The sequence below is a fragment of the Nocardia sp. NPDC058658 genome, from assembly GCF_042716665.1.
Lineage (GTDB): Bacteria > Actinomycetota > Actinomycetes > Mycobacteriales > Mycobacteriaceae > Nocardia.
Window position 1 is genome coordinate 38,866 of record NZ_JBHXRR010000012.1, and the last position, 15,634, is coordinate 54,499.

The window sequence follows — 15,634 nt, forward strand, 5'->3', positions numbered from 1 at the left end:
GGGCGGTCCTGGATCATGGATGTCGACTCCGTGCATCGCGGGGCGTAGGTAATAAGGAGCAGCGGCGGATGTTCGTGAAGGTGTGCGGTCTGACCACCGAGGAACAGATCGACTGGGCGGTCGAGCTCGGTTACTCCGCGATCGGCGTCATGGTGACGACGAAGAGCAAGCGGTACCGCACCCCCGAACAGGCCCGCGCCCTCGCCGATTACGCCCGCGGCCGCATCACCACCTTCGCTGTGGCCCTCGAGGCGAGCGAAGTCGCAGAGGTGGCGGACGCGTTCGACGTAGTGCAGCTCTACCAGTGGGCCGACCTGCCGAACCTGGCCTTCTGCTCCTCGAACCCACCCGCACCCGAGCAGACCAGCAAATACTTCTTCTACGACGCCAGCGCGGGCTCCGGCGTCTTCGAGGAGTTCCCCGACTGGGTCCGCGCGCACCCGGGCCGGGTCGTACTGGCGGGCGGCCTCGACCCCGACAATGTCGCCGAGGTCATCGCCGAACACCACCCCTACGGCGTCGACGTGTCCAGTTCGGTGGAAACCGCACCCGGCGTGAAGAGCCGGGAACTGATGCGACGATTCAAAGCCGCCACCGAAGCCGGCGAAGTTCTAGAGTGATCCCATGATTACCGCGATCGTGATGATCCAGGCGCAGAACTCTCGCATCCCCGAAACCGCGCAGGCCCTCGCTGATACCGAAGGAGTCGCCGAGGTCTACTCCTGCGCGGGCGACGTCGACCTGATCGCGATCGTGCGTGTCCGCGACCACGCGCGCATCGCCGACGTGGTCACCGGGGCCATCGACAAGGTGGACGGCGTGGTCCGCACCACCACCCACATCGCCTTCAAGTCCTATTCCAGCCACGATGTCGAGGCCGGATTCTCCTTGGGGGAGTAGGTCTTTCAGCGCTCGTCGAGTACCTGGGTGAGTTCGGCCCAGCTCTGCAACAACTTGGCCGCCGCGCCGCTGTCCACCGCGGCGGCGGCGCGCTCGAGCCCACCGGCCAGCGCCGCGTCCAGGTCGGCATCGACATCGCCGACCCCGCGCGAGAGGTCGTAGGCCACGATGGCCGCGGCCGAGTTCAACAGCACCGCGTCGCGCACCGGCCCCGGCGTCCCCGCGAACACATCACGCGCGATCCGGGCGTTGACCTCGGCGTCCCCGCCGCGCAGTTCGTCGAGATCCACCCGGGCGATACCCAGACGCGTCGGGTCGATCACCGTCTGACGGATCCGCCCACCGCTGACCACCCACACATCCGTGAGGTCCGAGGTGGTGATCTCGTCGAGCCCGTCGCGCCCACGCACCACCAGCGCACTCGCGTCACGCGCTGCGAAAACTCCCGCGATCACGGGCGCCAGATCGGCGAACGCGCACCCGATCAGCCCCGCGCGCGGCTGCGCCGGATTCGTCAGCGGTCCGAGCACGTTGAACACGGTCGGAATGCCGATCTCCTTGCGCGCCGCGCCCGCGAAGCGCAGCCCGGAGTGGAACAGCGGCGCGAAACAGAACCCGATTCCCGCCTCGCGCACCGACCGCGCCACCGACTCGGGCCCGAGCGCGAGCTTCACCCCCAGCGCTTCCAATACATCGGCGCCACCGGATTTCGACGAAGCCGCCCGGTTCCCGTGCTTGACCACCGGCACCCCCGCCGAGGCCACGACCACCGAGGACATGGTCGAGATATTCACCGACCCCGATCGATCCCCACCCGTGCCGACGACATCGACCGCGTCGCCATCGATGCGCACCAGCTTCGCGTGTCCGAGCATCCCGGCCACCATGCCCGCCAGTTCGGACGGCGTCGGTCCCTTGATCTTCATGGCGACGCCGAAAGCCGCGATCTGTGCCGCAGTGGCGTTGTCGGTGAAGATCTCGTCGATCACCCAGGTGGTGTCGTCCGCGGCCAGGTCGCCACCGTCGGCGAGGGTTCCGAGCACCTGGGCCCAGCTGCGAACGCTCATCTGCTCTGCTTCTCCTTCGACGACACCGTTGCGCCACTACTAGATCGGGCACGCGGGAGGTGGCGCAATGTCTTTTGCGCCGTTCGGGCAAGTTTAAGGGGCCGTACGCGGCGGTTGCATGGCGTCCCACCCGTCGGCGATCCCGTCGTGACGCTGGGCCAGGCCCGCCATTCGCGAACGTTCCTGCGAACAGGTCAGCGGATCCAACCGTTGCACCCGCTGCAGGATGATCGGCACCAGACCGTCGGACGCAACATCGTCGCCGACGCGCGCATATCCGTCGTATCCCGCGATCTCCACCGCCCTCTCGATCTGCCCGGCGGGCAGGCGCAGATGGTGGCGCAACACCGCGTCGGCCTCCCGATCCAGCTCGCTCGCCCGGTCCAGCGCCGTCGAACACGCCTCGACGTCGTCGAAACTCGACGCCACCACCACCAGATCGTCCCGCAGGGGATCCAGCTCCTGGGCGGAACCGCCGAACAGGCGCCGCCACATCCGAACCACGACCATCGTCGCCTCCTCGCGTCTCAGCCTATCCACATCAACCGCTGTCACAATGAGTTGTCGCGCGATCGTCGCCAACACGCCGACGGAAGTCGTAGACCCCCTCTGTGCGTGGGTTTTCCGACTCGCGCCACAAACTTTCGTACCCGGGTACATGTGTCGTACTACGAAGAGTCATACTTACCCCGTGACGACCGCAGTAGGCACCCCAGGATCGGCCATTACTCAGCGTGTGCATTCGCTGAACCGGCCCAACATGGTCAGCGTCGGAACCATCATCTGGCTGTCGAGCGAGTTGATGTTCTTCGCTGGTCTGTTCGCCATGTACTTCGTTGCGCGCGCGCAGGCGCACGGCAACTGGCCCCCGGAGCCGACCGAGCTGAACATGAAGCTCGCGATTCCGGTGACGGCCGTGCTGATCGCATCGTCGTTCACCTGCCAGATGGGCGTGTTCGCCGCGGAGAAGGGCGACGTGTTCGGCCTTCGCCGCTGGTACACGATCACCCTGCTGATGGGCGCGTTCTTCGTGTTCGGTCAGGGCTACGAGTACTACCACCTGGTGCACGAGGGAACCACGATCGCCGGTAGCTCCTACGGCTCGGTTTTCTACATCACCACCGGCTTCCACGGTCTGCACGTGATCGGCGGTCTGATCGCGTTCGTGTTCCTGCTCATCCGCACCACGCTGAGCAAGTTCACGCCCGCCCAGGCCACCGCCGCGATCGTGGTGTCCTACTACTGGCACTTCGTCGACATCGTCTGGATCGGGCTGTTCGCCACGATCTACTTCGTCCGCTAGCGCGCGGTACACCCAGCTTTTTGCACAAGTCGGTTCCGTCTACTCCAAAGGGACACAGATGAGTTCATCTCCCCCGTCGGCCCCCGAGCCCGCCGGCCCCGGCACCGGGCAGGCCGCCGCCAAGGCGCGTAAACAGCGTCGCGCCCGCCGTCGTATCGCGGGTGCTCTCGCGTTGATGATCGGCTTGGTCGGAGCCGGCTTCCTGGCTACCGCGCTCACCCCCGAGCCGCAGGTCGCCACCGCGCACGAGGACCAGTCCGCGCTCATCCGCGAGGGCAAGCAGCTCTACGACACCTCCTGCGTCACGTGCCACGGCGCGAACCTGCAGGGTGTGCCCGACCGTGGTCCGAGCCTGATCGGTGTCGGCGAGGCAGCGGTTTACTTCCAGGTCTCCTCCGGTCGCATGCCGATGGCCATGAACGGTGCCCAGGCCGTGCGCAAGCCGGAGAAGTTCGACGCGCACCAGACCGACGCGATGGGCGCCTACATCGCCGCCAACGGCGGTGGCCCCTCGGTGATCCGCGACGCCAACGGTGAGATCGCGCAGGAATCGCTGCGCGGCGACGACATCGCCCGTGGCTCGGAGCTGTTCCGCATGAACTGCGCCTCGTGCCACAACTTCACCGGTCGTGGTGGCGCGCTGTCGAGCGGTAAGTTCGCGCCGCCGCTGGCCGAGGCCAACGAGCAGCAGATCTACCAGGCGATGGCCACCGGCCCGCAGAACATGCCCAAGTTCTCCGACCGGCAGCTGACGCCGGAGGAGAAGCGCGACATCGTCGCCTACGTCAAGAACTCCGCCGAGGAGAAGGCTCCCGGCGGTTGGGATCTCGGCGGATTCGGTCCGGCCACAGAGGGTCTCGCCATCTGGGTCATCGGCATCACCGCGGTTGTCGGCGCGGCAATGTGGATCGGTTCCCGGTCATGAGTAAGGAGCACAGCGACATGGGTCGCGAACCCACCGAAGACGAACTCGACGCGATGTCGACCGCCGAGCTCGCCGAGCTCGGCACCAAGCGCGACGACGTCGACGTTGTCTACCGCAACGAGCGGTGGCCGGTGCCCGGCACCAAGGCCGAGAAGCGCGCCGAACGTGAGGTCACGTTCTGGTTCGCGATCTCCGGTCTGGCCGCTGCCGCGCTCATCGGTGTCTTCCTGTTCTGGCCGTGGGAGTGGAAGGGCTACGGCGACGAGGGCCATACCGCCTACTCGCTGTTCACCCCGCTCGTCGGCCTGACGTTCGGCATCTCGGTGCTGGTCATCGGTGTCGCGGTCGTGCTGATCCGCAAGAAGTTCATCCCCGCCGAGATCTCCATCCAGCAGCGCCACGACGGGCCGTCGGACGAGGTCGAACGCCGCACCCTGGCAGCCGAGCTGCAGGAAGCGCTGGACTCCTCCACTCTGGGTCGCCGCAAGATGATGCTCGGTACTGCGGGCGCCGGTGTCGGCGTGCTCGGTGTGGGCGCGCTGCTGGTGTTCGTCGGTGGCATGGTGAAGAACCCGTGGGCGAAGAAGGACAAGTCGCCGCTGTGGGTGTCGGGGTGGACCCCGGACTACCCGGGCGAGACCGTCTACATCCGTCGCGACACCGGCCGTCCCAACGACATCGTGCTGGTCCGTCCCGAGGATCTCGACGCCGGCTCCATGGAAACGGTTTTCCCGTGGAAAGAGAAGTGGCGCGGGGACTCGCACGAGACCCTGCAGTCGCTGCGCGGCATCCGCAACGCTGTGATGCTGATCCGCCTGCGCACCGAAGACGCCGAGAAGGCGATCAAGCGCAAGGGCCAGGAGAGCTTCAACTTCGGCGACTACTTCGCCTACTCGAAGATCTGCACCCATCTCGGCTGCCCCACCTCGCTGTTCGAGCAGCAGACCAACCGAATCCTGTGCCCCTGCCACCAGTCGCAGTTCTCGGCGACCGAGTGGGGTAAGCCGGTCTTCGGTCCTGCCGCCCGTGCACTGCCTCAGCTGCCGATCACCGTCAACTCCGAGGGCTTTCTGGTCGCCGCGGGCGACTTCATCGAGCCGCTCGGCCCGGCCTTCTGGGAGCGTCGTTCATGAGCTTGGGAGATATGGCCGCCAACCAGGCCAACGAGATGGACGAGCGGTATCGCGCCGCCGCGTTCGTGAAGCGGTCGATCAACAAGGTCTTCCCGACCCACTGGTCGTTCCTGCTCGGTGAGATCGCGCTCTACGCGTTCATCATCCTGCTGCTGTCGGGTATCTACCTGACGCTGTTCTTCGATCCGTCGATGACCCACGTGGTCTACGACGGCGCCTACCAGCCGCTGCGCGGTGTTGGCATGTCGCGGGCGTACGAGACCGCGCTCAACATCTCCTTCGAGGTGCGCGGCGGTCTGTTCGTCCGGCAGATCCACCACTGGGCGGCCCTGCTGTTCGCGGCGTCGATCATCATCCACCTGTTCCGCATCTTCTTCACCGGCGCGTTCCGCAAGCCGCGTGAGGCGAACTGGGTGATCGGTTCGCTGCTGCTGATCCTGGCGATGTTCGAAGGCTTCTTCGGCTACTCGCTGCCCGACGACCTGCTCTCGGGCACCGGTCTCCGCGCCGCGTTCTCGGGTATCACCATCGGTGTTCCGGTCGTCGGTACCTGGCTGCACTGGCTGATGTTCGGCGGCGACTTCCCCGGCGACATCATCATCCCGCGCCTCTACATCGCGCACGTGCTGCTGCTGCCCGGCATCATCCTGGCGCTGATCGGCGCGCACGTGGCGCTGGTCTGGTACCAGAAGCACACCCAGTTCCCCGGACCGGCCCGCACCGAGAACAACGTCGTCGGCGCGCGCATCATCCCGGTGTTCGCCGCCGACCAGGGCGCGTTCTTCGCGTTCACCCTCGGCATCGTCGGCATCATGGGCGGTGTCCTGCAGATCAACCCGATCTGGAACCTCGGTCCGTACAACCCCTCTCAGGTGTCGGCGGGTTCACAGCCCGACTTCTACATGATGTGGACCGACGGTATGGCGCGTCTGATGCCCGCGTGGGAGATCTACCTGGGCAACTACACGATCCCGGCAGTGTTCTGGGTCGCGCTGGTCATGGGCCTGGTGTTCACGCTGCTGATCGCCTACCCGTGGATCGAGAAGCGCCTCACCAACGACACCACCGCGCATCACAACCTGCTGCAGCGTCCGCGCGACGTGCCCGTGCGTACCGCGATCGGTGCCATGGCCATCGCGTTCTACGTGGTGCTCACGCTCTCGTGTGTTAACGACATCATCGCGCTGAAGTTCGACATCTCGCTGAACGCGACCACCTGGATCGGTCGCATCGGCGTGCTGCTGCTGCCGCCGATCGCGTACTTCGTGACCTACCGGTTCTGCATCGGTCTGCAGCGCAGTGACCGGGCGGTGCTCGAGCACGGCATCGAAACCGGTGTGATCAAGCGTCTGCCGCACGGTGAGTACATCGAGGTGCACCAGCCGCTGGGCGGGGTCGACGAGCACGGCCACGCCATCCCGCTGGAGTACCAGGGCGCCCCGGTGCCCAAGAAGATGAACAAGCTGGGTTCGGCGGGCAAGCCGGGCACGGGTAGCTTCCTGAAGGCCGATCCCAAGGCCGAGGGCGAGACCTGGGCCGAGATCGAGGAGAACGAGGAGCACAAGATGCTCAGCGTTCTCGCCGAACAGCAGGCGATCGCCAACAGCAGTGAGCCGTTCGGTCACTGACCGAGCGCAAGCGATAGGCCCCGAGTCGAATTCGACTCGGGGCCTTCGCTTTTTACAGCCGTGGCGTGCGTCGGTAGGTCTCGATCGCCTCGAACTTGGCCAGGTTGTGCCGGGCGTCGGCGAGCGCGTCGTGGGCGTCGTCGGGGATCGGCGGCAGCGCGGGGGAGCCGTTGACGGCCCAGTGCTGGCGCAGTTCGTTGGTGTAGCGCGGCATCCCCTTGGGCAGGGCGGTCATGTCACCCCACAGCTGGCACAGCGCCACATGGTCGTAGGCGCCGACCCAGGCCCACAGCTCGGGCACCACGCTCGGCCGCGGCAGGAAGAACTTGAACAGATCGTCGCGGATCTGCTCCCTGGTCCGAAACAGCGGCGACCCGGCAGGCGGCAACTTGGGCAGCACATGCTTGCGCACCCACGGCCCCGCCTTCGTCGCATCGAATTCGGTGGACACCGCGTAGTACTCGCGCCCGTCCTCGCAGACGACGCCGATCGAGATCAGATCGATCGTCACCCCATCCTCAACGAATTCCGAATCGTAAAAATATCGCAAGAATCCTGCCTTCGAGTTAGGATGCGGTCGGCTGATTCGATGACCGGGGGGTGTCGCGTGGGTTCGACCGCTATCTGTTCCGTCGTGGATTGTATGCGTAGCGCTGTCGCACTCAGCATGTGCCGGATGCACTATGACCGGGACACCCGCGGTGTCAGGCCAAAATGTGGCGTCGACGGTTCTGCTCGACCCGCGACACCGAAGCACGGTATTTGCAGACCGCATGTAGTGCAGGTTCGCCGGTGGGGCAGTGTTGAAGCCGCTCCTGGACGCGGCGCACCAGGTAAGCGCAGGAAGAGCACGTTTGATGGCACACCGCTTGTCGTCGGCGGGCTACTGGTTGATCCGTCTTCCGGAGGGCGGTTGGGAATTGGAGCATCGTCTCGTGATGGAGGCGGTCCTCGATCGCAAGTTGGTCCGAGGAGAGAATGTCCATCACATCAACGGCGACAAGCTCGACGACCGCCCGGAGAACCTTGAACTGTGGTTGCGTGGTCAACCGAACGGCCAGCGCGTATCGGACCTTGTCGAGTGGGCTCGTGAAATCCTTCGGCGCTATGGCGACGAGGGTGATCAGTACGGGTTGAGTCGACCGCGCGGGAAATGTGACGAGGCGGGAACGTATTCTTAGCGGGTGACCTGGACCGTCGACGTACCCATTGACCGCCTGCCGGAACTGCCGCCGCTGCCCACCGAACTGCGTGCGCGCCTGGATGCCGCTCTGGCCCGGCCCGCCCTGCAGCAGCCGTCGTGGGACGCCGACGAGGCCGCGACCATGCGGACCGTGCTCGAGAGCGTGCCGCCGATCTGCCTGCCCGCCGAGGTCGAGGACCTCAAGACGCAGCTGGCCGCCGTCGCTCGTGGTGAGGCGTTCCTGATGCAGGGTGGTGACTGCGCGGAGACGTTCGTCGACAACACCGAACCGCACATCCGTGGCAACATCCGCACGCTGCTGCAGATGGCCGTGGTCCTGACCTACGGCGCGAGCATGCCGGTGGTGAAGGTGGCCCGGATCGCGGGTCAGTACGCCAAGCCGCGCTCGTCCGACACCGATGCCATGGGCCTGAAGTCCTACCGCGGTGACATGGTGAACTCGATCGTGGCCGACGAGGCATTGCGCCGCCACGACCCCTCCCGTCTGGTCCGCGCCTACGCCAACGCCAGCGCCGCGATGAACCTGGTTCGCGCGCTCACCAGCGCCGGCACCGCCGACCTGCACCGCCTGCACGACTGGAACCGCGATTTCGTCGCCCAGTCGCCGGCAGGCGCGCGCTACGAGACCCTGGCCGAGGAGATCGACAAGGGCCTGCGATTCATGGCCGCCTGTCAGGTCAACGACCCGAGCCTCAAGACGGCCCGCATCTACGCCTCGCACGAGGCGCTTGTTCTCGACTATGAGCGCGCCATGCTGCGGTTGAGCGAGAGCGAATCCGGCGAACCGCTGCTCTACGACCTGTCCGCGCACTTCCTGTGGATCGGTGAGCGCACCCGTCAGCTCGACGGCGCCCACATCGCGCTGGCGGAGTTGCTCGCCAACCCGATCGGCCTCAAGATCGGGCCGACCACCACGCCGGATCAGGCCGTGGAGTACGTCGAGCGGCTCGACCCGAACAACGAGCCAGGCCGGCTCACCCTGGTCGCCCGCATGGGCAACGGCAAGGTGCGCGAGGTGCTGCCGCCCATCATCGAGAAGGTGCAGGCCACCGGCCACCAGGTCATCTGGCAGTGCGACCCCATGCACGGCAACACCCACGAGTCGTCCACCGGTTTCAAGACCCGCCACTTCGACCGCATCGTCGATGAGGTCCAGGGCTTCTTCGAGGTCCACCACGCCCTCGGTACCCACCCCGGCGGCCTGCACATCGAGCTGACCGGCGAGAACGTCACCGAATGCCTCGGCGGCGCCCAGGACATCTCCGACCTCGACCTGAGCGGTCGCTACGAAACCGCCTGCGACCCGCGCCTGAACACCCAGCAGTCCCTGGAACTGTCGTTCTTGGTAGCGGAGATGCTGCGGTGAGTCAGTAGGACGAGCCCGGGGCGGTCAGCGAGGACCGCGCCCGGGTTTTTCTTTCTCTTTTTCTTTGTCCGTCTCGGGATCCTTGCCCCTTCAAGGCAGGGCGGTGAGCGTCACGACGCTGCCCGCCTCCACATTCGAATTGATGCCGGGTACCTGGCCGATCACCAGGGAACTGTCGGAATCGGTGAGGGACTTGACCTCCACCCGCAGGCCCAGCTGCTGGAGCTTGGACCGGGCGTTGCCGACGTTCTGACCCATCACATTGGGCACCTTCACCGCGTTCGAGACGATCAGCGTGATGGTGTCGCCCGATTGCAGGGTGGTGCCGACGGCGGGCTCGGTCGCGATCGCCTTGTCGCCCTCGACGTTCTTGTCGAACTGCACGCGGGTCTCGCGCACGACCAGTCCCGCGGTGGTCAGGGCGCTGGCTGCTTCCTCGGCGGTCTTGCCGCGCACATCGGGCACGTTGACCGGCTGAGATCCCTTACTGCGGTACACCTTCACCTGCGCGCCCATCGGCAGGATCGTGCCCGGTGCGGGCTCCACCTTCGCCAGTGAACCCTTCGGCGCGGTGCTGGCCGCTTCACCGGCGTCGATCGGCTGCAGACCGCCGTCGCGGATCGCCTGGTTGACGGTGCTGATCTGATCGCCGGTCTTGACGTCGGGCACCCGCGGTTTGCCGTTGGAGATCAGCACCGCGATCGTGGTGCTCTTGGTGACCCGCGACCCGGCCGACGGATCGGTGCCGACGACGCCGCCGATCGGAATGGTGTCGGAAGCCTTCTGCCGCAACTCCGTTTCGAACCCGGCCTCCTGCAGCACCGCGACGGCCCGCTCGGAGTCCATGCCGGCGATCGGCGGCACCGCGCTGTAGCGGCCGACCCCGAGCCACCAGCCGCCGATGCCGACCAGCAGGGTCAGCGCGGTGACGATGCCCACCCACATCAAACCCGTACGGCGAGCGTGACTGTCGCCGAACGCGGTGGCCGCGGGCACGGGGGCGTACTCCTCCGGCCGTGGGCGCTGCGCGGTGACCACCCTGGTGTGGTGCGGTTCCGGCGCGGGGGCATGGTGTGCGGCAACAGGATTCGGCGTGTGCGGGCGCTCACCGGGGTGGTGTGCGGCGCCGGTCTGATAGGTCTCGCTGAGATGCTCGGCCGAATCCCGCGGCGCCGGAACACGATACGGCGGCAGGTTCAGCTCCATCGCGATCGTCTGCAGCCGCGCCGCCATCTCGTTGGCGTCGGCGAAACGCTGCGCGGGGTCGCGGGAGGTGGCCTTGGCGACCAACTCGTCGAATTCGGGCGGCACGCCACCGATGAACTTGCTCGGCGCGGGCACATCGTTCTCGACCCGCTGATAGGCCACCGACAGCGAGTTGTCGCCGCTGAACGGCACCCGCCCGGTGAGCAGTTCGAAGATCAGGATGCCGAAGGCGTACACGTCGCTGCGTGCGTCGGCGGTGCCGGTGGTGACCTGCTCGGGGGCGAGGTAGGCGGCGGTGCCGAGGATCACGCTCGCGGAGGTGGTGTTGGCCGCGGCCACGGCACGCACCAGGCCGAAGTCGGCGATCTTCACCTCGCCCGCGTCCGAGATCAGCACGTTCTCCGGCTTCACGTCACGGTGTACCAAGCCCGCGTCGTGGGCGGTGCCGATCGCGCGCAGCACCGGCTCTGCCACGGCGCGCACGGCGTGCGGCGGCATCGGCCCGCGTTCGCGCAGCAGTTCGCGCAGGGTGCCGCCCTCGACCAATTCCATGATCAGGAACGGGTATTCGCCGTCGATGCCCTGGTCGTACACGGCCACCAGCGACGGGTGCTTGAGCTTGGCCACCGCCCGCGCCTCGAACTCGAAACGGCTGAGGAACTGCGGGTCACCGGCGAATTTCGGGTCCATCACCTTGATCGCCACGGGGCGATCGAGCCGGGTGTCGGTTCCGCGGAAGACCATCGACATCCCGCCGCGAGCGATCGGCGCGTCGATGCGATAGCGCCCTTCCAGCATCTGGCCGATCAAGTGATGTCCTCCGGCATTCAACCGGCCGCCGTGTGCGGCCACCACGATCGTAACCGGGCGGTGTCGGCATGCCAGACGATGCGTGTTCGCCGACACGTACTACCGTTGTGAAGGTGAGTGCCTTCCCCTGCTGCGATGACGTGCTGTCCGACACCGAAACCATTATTTCGCTGCCCGGGGTAGCCGACATACTCGGCGTCCCGGTCACCTCGGTGCATCAGTTGCTGCGTGACTACCAGCTCCTCGCGATCCGCCGCAACGGTGTGCCCGGCGTTCCCGCCCGCTTTTTCGACGCCGACGGCGAGATCGTCCGCATGCTCCCCGGGGTGATCACCGTCATGCGTGACGGCAAGTACAGCAACGAGGACATCCTCGAATGGCTCTACACCGATGACCCCTCCCTCCCCGGTCGGCCTGTCGACGCCCTGCACACCCAACTGGCCCGCGAGGTGGTCCGCCGCGCCCACGCCGAACCCTTCTGATCCGGTCACGCCGGTTCGAACGGGTTCACCAGGGCGGCGCCCGAGCCCTTGAAGTGCTTGATGTTCCGTGTCGCGACGGTGTTCCCGTGCGCCAATGCTGTTGCCGCGATCAAACCGTCGCTGACATCGATGGGTGCTGGAATCAGCGCCCATCGATGGATGACGGGGGTATCGACGGCCAGGATGCGTTGAGCGAAGCTGCCTTCGATCTCGTCGACGGCCGCTTCGATCCGGTCCGCACGGGCGCTCTCCGCTCGCGCACGCAGGAGCGCGACGCCACGGCGCAGTTCACCGACGGTGATCACGCTCAACCACAACTCGTTGGTGCGATTGCGCGCGAACCAGTCGAGAACGGCGGGATGCGGTGTCCGTCGCATCAGTTCGGAGACGACGTTGGTGTCGATGAGGAAGCTCACGACAGCTCGGTGAAGTCGAATTCACGCGGCTGAGATCGCGCCCGCTCGGCCTCCACCTCATCGATGACATCGGCGGTCTCGTCGTCGAGTCCACCGAAGGTCACCAGTAATCGATCGACGAAGCTGATGTCGGGCCTGACCAGTCGTCGGTACTCGGCGATGTCGATCACCACCGCGACCTCGTCGCCGTGCCGGGTGATGGTCTGCGGACCTTCCGCTTCCACCGCGCGAAGCACCTCGGAAAATCGCTGTTTGGCTTCCTGTACCTGCCACCGCATAGTGCACCACCTCTGGTCGGTTCCTATCTGGACAGACTAGACAGATTTCTGTGCGATGTCGAGAGGTCCGCCGAGGCGGCAACAGCTCGGCAGTGGGAATGTGGCGGTGTCCAGCCAGGTACGTAATGCCCGGGAACGACTGCGGCGCGGTTCAGCTGGCGGTGTGCGGCGACGCTAAGGGCGACCGGTAGTTGCTAAACCCTTGGCGGCCACCAGGATTCGGCGACGGCGGGAAACCGTCGCTCGTGTGGTGAAGACCTGGTGTTCGGCTGCTTCGATGCGGTCGAGGATTTCGGCGTAGAGGGTGGCGGCGGTGGAGATCGCCGGGCGTACGCGGGGTGTGAGCAGGGCGATGCCGGGGACGGATTGCCGGTAGATGTCGCGGTTGACCGCGATCAGGTGGGCCAGCGCGCGGCGCAGCGGTGCGTCGGTGTGGCCGCGCTGGTGGCAGGCGCGCAGGTGGGCTTCGTCGACACCGAACGCCGCGAGTTCGTCGGTGGGGAGGTAGATGCGGTCGCGGTCGAGGTCTTCGGCGACGTCGCGCAGGAAATTGGTGAGCTGGAAGGCTTCACCGAGCGCGGCGGCCGCCGGTTCGGCCTCGGCGACCGGAACGACGGTGCCGAGGACCGGGAGCAGCTGTAGGCCGATGGCGGCGGCGGAACCGTGCATGTACTCGCGCAGCTCGGTCATCGTGGCGTAGCGAGTGCGGTGGGTGGCCGTGCCGGGGACGTCCATGCGCATGGCGTCGAGGAATGTCCAGAGGTGGGTGTGGGCGATGTCGTAGCGGGTGATGGTGTCGGCGGCCGCGGTGACGATCTGCCTGCGGCGCAGGTCGGTGGTGTCGAGGTTGCCGTGTTCCAGTGCCAGCCGCAGTTGCTTCTCGACCAGGTCGAGGTGCTGGGCGGGGGAGACGTCGGCGAGCGGGGCGGGATCGCGTCGGTCGGTGGCGTCCTGCGGGTCGAGAATGCGGACGGGGTTGTCGGCGTGGTCGACGATGTCATCGACCATCCGCGCGAAGGCGTACAGGGCGTGCACGGCTCGGCGGCGCTCCGGGGAGAGCAGGGTGGTGGCCAGGTAGTACGTGCGGCCGTGTTCGGCGGCGATTCGACGGCAGCTCGCGTAGGCAGCGTCGAGGTCGTCGGTGAGCGGTCGGGCATCAGCGGGCACAGTCACGACGTCCCTCCGAAGCCCTGCGCGCGGACCTCATGCCCGAACAGGCGACGCCGATTCCGTCGCAACGGGCTTCGAACTTGCCGAACGCAGATGCAGCGGATCAACGGTGCGCAGCGACAGTGCGGCGACCACGGCGGCAAATATCGCCAAGGCGACGTGCCAGAAGTTGTAGAGCCCGATCGACCCGTCCGGCTGGAACACCAGCATCAGCCAGGTGCAGATCCCGACCAGCCACATCAAGGTCCTGGTCGACAGTGCGAACCCGGCGGCCAGCGCCAGCGGCCACGAGTAATACCAGGGCAGCGCGGCGGGGGAGAGCAGCACGATCGCGACGAAGGCGATGATGATGCCCATCACGGCCTCGCGCTCACTGTGCCGGAACCGCCACCAGGTCGCGACCAGCAACGCGACCATGGCGATCTGGCACAGCAGGCGGGTCACATCCAGCACCGAATCGAAATTCAGCGGGGTCACCCAGGTAACCATGTGCGCGAGAATCGTCGGCAGCGACAGCCAGTTGATGATCTTGTTCGAACCCTGCAACGCGGTGACCCAGCCGAAGCCGACTCCCGCGATCACCGAGGCCGCGCCGAACACCAGCGCGAACACGCCGACGCCGATACCGGCGATCTTGGCGAAGACGAACAGCGGGTGCGGCATATCCGGGGACGGTCTGGCCGCGTCGGGGTGCTTCTGCTCCTCGGCCAGTGCGGCATCGGAGTCCATCGCGGCTCGACGTTCGGCGGCTCGACGTTCCTTCTCGTGCAGAATCCAGATCCACACCAGGAACGGCAGCGCGACACCCGCGGTGGCCTTGATCGCGACGCCGATGGCGACGACCACGATGCCGGCCACGTGATGGCGTTCGAGCACGAGCGCGACGCCCGCGCACATCAGGCCGACCATCAACATCTCGTTGTGGACGCCACCGATCAGGTGTACCAGAACCAGCGGGTTGAGCACCGCCAGCCACAGCGCCACCGTCGGCTTACCGCCGAGATGCTTGGTCAGATACGGCACGGCCCACATCATCAGCGCCAGTCCCGGCAGCATGACGACGCGAAGGGCGATGGTCCCGGCGATCACATTTTCGCCGGTGATCGAGGTGATCGCGCGGCCGATCAGCAAGAACACGGGGCCGTAGGGCGCGGTGGTGGTGGTCCAGACCGGGCTCACGTTGTCCAGCAGCACACCGGGATTGGCGACGGGACCCACCTGATAGGGGTCGAAACCGTCGCGCAGCAGGGCGCCCTGGGCGAGGTAGGAGTAGGAGTCGCGGCTGAACATCGGCGCCGCGAACAGCAGTGGCGTGATCCAGATCCCGACGATCGCGCGCAACTCGTTGAGCGTGACTGTCGATGCACCCTTACCGATCGTGGTGCGGCCCAACCGAACCCACGCGGTGATCATCATCAGCACGCCGATCCAGATTACGATCGTCGACAGCGCGTACCCGTGCCCGAACCGGAGCCAGGACAGGTGCAGCGCCTCGAGCAGCGGATCGCGTTTGCGGACAGCGCCCGCGCCGAACCCGCCGAAGGTGATCATGGCCGCGCCGAAGAATCCCATCAGGGCCGCGTGGCCTTCGGGGCTCCTGAGGAACTCACCTGCCGTACGCAGCCAGGTCCGGACGCCGGGATCGCTCCCGCTGGGTAGGTGACGCTGGCGCTCGAGTGTGCGCGTGTTGTCCATGGTGCCTACGGTCGTCTCGGAGGGCGGCATGTTCGGTCGGTCCCCCCGGGT

17 protein-coding genes are annotated in these 15,634 nt (G+C 66.5%); 9 read left to right on the forward strand and 8 right to left on the reverse strand.

Features of this window, described 5'->3' with window-relative positions:
- The first annotated feature begins 68 nt into the window (after positions 1–68).
- Together ACFWUP_RS18565 and ACFWUP_RS18570 are read left to right on the forward strand one after the other, a co-directional pair.
- Complete coding sequence (locus ACFWUP_RS18565; protein WP_379235784.1) at positions 69–620, forward strand: hypothetical protein; 552 nt, start codon at positions 69–71, stop codon at positions 618–620.
- Between the two features lie 4 nt (positions 621–624).
- Positions 625–900: an Lrp/AsnC family transcriptional regulator gene (locus ACFWUP_RS18570; RefSeq protein WP_379235786.1), complete on the forward strand. Its 276-nt coding sequence runs from the start codon at positions 625–627 to the stop codon at positions 898–900.
- Positions 901–905: 5 nt separating this feature from the next.
- Here the strand turns inward: ACFWUP_RS18570 and trpD are convergent, their stop codons facing one another.
- Complete coding sequence (trpD, locus tag ACFWUP_RS18575) at positions 906–1,967, reverse strand: anthranilate phosphoribosyltransferase (protein WP_379235788.1); 1,062 nt, start codon at positions 1,965–1,967, stop codon at positions 906–908.
- Between the two features lie 93 nt (positions 1,968–2,060).
- Positions 2,061–2,477, reverse strand: a complete 417-nt coding sequence (locus ACFWUP_RS18580; RefSeq protein WP_379235790.1) for a hypothetical protein — start codon at positions 2,475–2,477, stop codon at positions 2,061–2,063.
- Between the two features lie 181 nt (positions 2,478–2,658).
- Here ACFWUP_RS18580 and ACFWUP_RS18585 point away from each other — a divergent pair, with 181 nt between their 5' ends.
- Genes ACFWUP_RS18585 through ACFWUP_RS18600 form a run of 4 tightly spaced genes read left to right on the forward strand, consistent with a single transcriptional unit; the run spans position 2,659 to position 6,956 of the window.
- Positions 2,659–3,270, forward strand: a complete 612-nt coding sequence (locus tag ACFWUP_RS18585) for a heme-copper oxidase subunit III (protein ID WP_379235792.1) — start codon at positions 2,659–2,661, stop codon at positions 3,268–3,270.
- A gap of 58 nt (positions 3,271–3,328) precedes the next feature.
- Entirely contained in the window at positions 3,329–4,195 is an 867-nt protein-coding gene (locus ACFWUP_RS18590; RefSeq protein WP_379235794.1) for a c-type cytochrome, read from the forward strand.
- Positions 4,192–5,328, forward strand: coding sequence for a ubiquinol-cytochrome c reductase iron-sulfur subunit (locus ACFWUP_RS18595; RefSeq protein WP_379235796.1), 1,137 nt, complete (start codon positions 4,192–4,194; stop codon positions 5,326–5,328). The genes ACFWUP_RS18590 and ACFWUP_RS18595 overlap by 4 nt, the downstream gene beginning before the upstream one ends.
- Positions 5,325–6,956 (forward strand): cytochrome bc complex cytochrome b subunit, encoded by a 1,632-nt coding sequence (locus ACFWUP_RS18600; protein ID WP_379235798.1) that lies wholly within the window; start codon positions 5,325–5,327, stop codon positions 6,954–6,956. The genes ACFWUP_RS18595 and ACFWUP_RS18600 overlap by 4 nt, the downstream gene beginning before the upstream one ends.
- Positions 6,957–7,008: 52 nt before the next feature.
- On the opposite strand, the gene ACFWUP_RS18605 is transcribed toward ACFWUP_RS18600, so the two are convergent.
- Positions 7,009–7,506, reverse strand: coding sequence for a polyadenylate-specific 3'-exoribonuclease AS (locus ACFWUP_RS18605; protein ID WP_379235800.1), 498 nt, complete (start codon positions 7,504–7,506; stop codon positions 7,009–7,011).
- A 307-nt stretch (positions 7,507–7,813) separates the two neighbouring features.
- Between ACFWUP_RS18605 and ACFWUP_RS18610 the strand changes: the two genes are divergently transcribed.
- Both ACFWUP_RS18610 and ACFWUP_RS18615 read left to right on the forward strand, forming a co-directional pair.
- Positions 7,814–8,137 carry an HNH endonuclease gene (locus tag ACFWUP_RS18610; RefSeq protein WP_379235802.1) on the forward strand — a complete coding sequence of 108 codons (324 nt, stop codon included), beginning with the start codon at positions 7,814–7,816 and terminating at the stop codon, positions 8,135–8,137.
- Between the two features lie 3 nt (positions 8,138–8,140).
- Positions 8,141–9,526 (forward strand): class II 3-deoxy-7-phosphoheptulonate synthase, encoded by a 1,386-nt coding sequence (locus ACFWUP_RS18615; RefSeq protein WP_379235804.1) that lies wholly within the window; start codon positions 8,141–8,143, stop codon positions 9,524–9,526.
- 90 nt (positions 9,527–9,616) lie between these two features.
- Here ACFWUP_RS18615 and pknB read toward each other — a convergent pair whose 3' ends face one another.
- Complete coding sequence (gene pknB / locus ACFWUP_RS18620; RefSeq protein ID WP_379236028.1) at positions 9,617–11,563, reverse strand: Stk1 family PASTA domain-containing Ser/Thr kinase; 1,947 nt, start codon at positions 11,561–11,563, stop codon at positions 9,617–9,619.
- Positions 11,564–11,655: 92 nt separating this feature from the next.
- Here pknB and ACFWUP_RS18625 point away from each other — a divergent pair, with 92 nt between their 5' ends.
- On the forward strand, positions 11,656–12,024 hold the full coding sequence (locus ACFWUP_RS18625; RefSeq protein ID WP_379235806.1) for an Rv2175c family DNA-binding protein: 369 nt from the start codon (positions 11,656–11,658) through the stop codon (positions 12,022–12,024).
- A gap of 5 nt (positions 12,025–12,029) precedes the next feature.
- Here ACFWUP_RS18625 and ACFWUP_RS18630 read toward each other — a convergent pair whose 3' ends face one another.
- The 4 genes from ACFWUP_RS18630 to ACFWUP_RS18645 all read right to left on the reverse strand — a co-directional run bounded on the left by ACFWUP_RS18630 (position 12,030) and on the right by ACFWUP_RS18645 (position 15,583).
- Entirely contained in the window at positions 12,030–12,440 is a 411-nt protein-coding gene (locus ACFWUP_RS18630; protein ID WP_379235808.1) for a type II toxin-antitoxin system VapC family toxin, read from the reverse strand.
- Positions 12,437–12,718, reverse strand: coding sequence for a type II toxin-antitoxin system Phd/YefM family antitoxin (locus ACFWUP_RS18635; RefSeq protein WP_379235810.1), 282 nt, complete (start codon positions 12,716–12,718; stop codon positions 12,437–12,439). The genes ACFWUP_RS18630 and ACFWUP_RS18635 overlap by 4 nt, the downstream gene beginning before the upstream one ends.
- A gap of 174 nt (positions 12,719–12,892) precedes the next feature.
- Entirely contained in the window at positions 12,893–13,891 is a 999-nt protein-coding gene (locus ACFWUP_RS18640; RefSeq protein WP_379235812.1) for a phytoene/squalene synthase family protein, read from the reverse strand.
- A gap of 30 nt (positions 13,892–13,921) precedes the next feature.
- Positions 13,922–15,583, reverse strand: coding sequence for an alpha-(1->6)-mannopyranosyltransferase A (locus ACFWUP_RS18645; RefSeq protein WP_379235814.1), 1,662 nt, complete (start codon positions 15,581–15,583; stop codon positions 13,922–13,924).
- Between the last annotated feature and the right edge of the window lie 51 nt (positions 15,584–15,634).

What these genes read in the sequence shown, in the direction of transcription:
- ACFWUP_RS18590 (WP_379235794.1), top strand. Translation starts at nt 3,329, where the DNA reads ATGAGTTCATCTCCCCCGTCGGCCCCCGAGCCCGCCGGCCCCGGCACC.
- ACFWUP_RS18645 (WP_379235814.1), bottom strand. Translation starts at nt 15,583, where the DNA reads ATGGACAACACGCGCACACTCGAGCGCCAGCGTCACCTACCCAGCGGG.
- ACFWUP_RS18565 (WP_379235784.1), top strand. Translation starts at nt 69, where the DNA reads ATGTTCGTGAAGGTGTGCGGTCTGACCACCGAGGAACAGATCGACTGG.
- ACFWUP_RS18580 (WP_379235790.1), bottom strand. Translation starts at nt 2,477, where the DNA reads ATGGTCGTGGTTCGGATGTGGCGGCGCCTGTTCGGCGGTTCCGCCCAG.
- ACFWUP_RS18600 (WP_379235798.1), top strand. Translation starts at nt 5,325, where the DNA reads ATGAGCTTGGGAGATATGGCCGCCAACCAGGCCAACGAGATGGACGAG.
- ACFWUP_RS18610 (WP_379235802.1), top strand. Translation starts at nt 7,814, where the DNA reads ATGGCACACCGCTTGTCGTCGGCGGGCTACTGGTTGATCCGTCTTCCG.
- ACFWUP_RS18635 (WP_379235810.1), bottom strand. Translation starts at nt 12,718, where the DNA reads ATGCGGTGGCAGGTACAGGAAGCCAAACAGCGATTTTCCGAGGTGCTT.
- trpD (WP_379235788.1), bottom strand. Translation starts at nt 1,967, where the DNA reads ATGAGCGTTCGCAGCTGGGCCCAGGTGCTCGGAACCCTCGCCGACGGT.
- ACFWUP_RS18570 (WP_379235786.1), top strand. Translation starts at nt 625, where the DNA reads ATGATTACCGCGATCGTGATGATCCAGGCGCAGAACTCTCGCATCCCC.
- ACFWUP_RS18595 (WP_379235796.1), top strand. Translation starts at nt 4,192, where the DNA reads ATGAGTAAGGAGCACAGCGACATGGGTCGCGAACCCACCGAAGACGAA.